Below are 1231 nucleotides of genomic sequence, written 5' to 3'. Positions count from 1 at the left end.
TTCGTTCCGGTCCTTCGGATGCGGTCCGCCTCCCACGGCGGGCCTTTCCGGTCGCGACTCGCCGCCCACCCCGCTCACATGGGGATTTTGTCGTCAAGACTGTCTTCGCATATCCACCTCAATGCGTTGTGATCCAAGGTCCGAGCCTGTCATCTTGGCGCGGTGACAACACCGGTCCAAACTCACATACGGTCGCTGCTCTGCGGCAGCTGCACCAACATCCCGCTTTCGTCGGTAAGGCTCAGGGGAACGCGACCAATCTTCCGGACGGCATTTTAGGCCAAGTGGGGTGGAAGGTTCGTTCGCCCAGGATCAGCCGGGAGCGATCAATCCCGGCGGATGGAGAAGAGTGCGTTGATCATGCCGGCTTCATAACAGCGCCCTCAATGACAGCACCATGATGAACGTACTTCCACAGCGCGATCAGAAGTTTTCTCGCGAGCGCAATGATGGCCGGCTTGCGGCGCCTGCCGCCGTCGATCGCGACTCGCTCCTGGAACCATTGTGCCAAAGCCGATCGAGGTTGATGCAAAAGCCAGAACCACGACAATTGCACCATCACGGTCCTCAGCCTCGGATTGCCCGCCTTCGATACGCCCTGTTCCCGGCTGATCGATCCGCTTTGCCACGGTGTCGGTGTCAGACCGGCATAGGAGGCAAGCTGCCGTCGATTCGCAAATTCGCGATACAGACCCTCGGACCAAAGCACCTCGGCAAAGTCCGCTCCCACGCCGCGCAGTTGCTTGAGCATCGACATTCCATTGGCGACTTTTGAAGGCTCGCATTCTTTGCGAGCCGCTTCGTCGCGCGCTGCCTCCACGTCCTTGATTTGCCGAAGCACGAGCTCGATCCGGTCCAGTGCACGGACAATCTCCGCTTTGAGATTCGACGGTAGTTCACGACCGTCTCCGGTCCTGAGTTCTTCCAGTCGAGTGCGCCGGTTCCGCTTCAGCGGCTCAAATCCAACGATGCCCTGTGAGAACAAGAGCCCCTTGATCCGGTTCACAATCTTGATCCGCTCCGCGATGAGAGCTCGTCGCTCACGGCTGTTGCGCTTTCGGTCCTCTTGCTCGGGCGATGGCGGAACGACCATGGCGCATACCCGCGGCTCGCCGCGCTTGTAGGCAAGCAGGGCGCGAAGGAGGATCTCGCCGTCCAGCTTGTCTGTCTTCGCCCGGCGTTTCCTGCGTGACGTGGCGATGGATGCCGCATCAACAACATGGCTTTCGAT

Annotated in this window: 1 protein-coding gene; it reads right to left on the bottom strand. The window is 60.1% G+C overall.

Annotated features, from left to right (window positions below; genetic code table 11):
* Window positions 1-358: 358 nt before the first annotated feature.
* On the bottom strand, window positions 359-1231 hold an 873-nt coding region (locus NKI95_RS34235), incomplete at its 5' end, for an IS110 family RNA-guided transposase (protein ID WP_352722257.1).

Origin of the sequence: Mesorhizobium sp. M0306 (genome assembly GCF_040321655.1) — a bacterium.
Taxonomy (GTDB): domain Bacteria; phylum Pseudomonadota; class Alphaproteobacteria; order Rhizobiales; family Rhizobiaceae; genus Mesorhizobium.
This window is presented reverse-complemented; position numbering and strand designations above follow the sequence as displayed.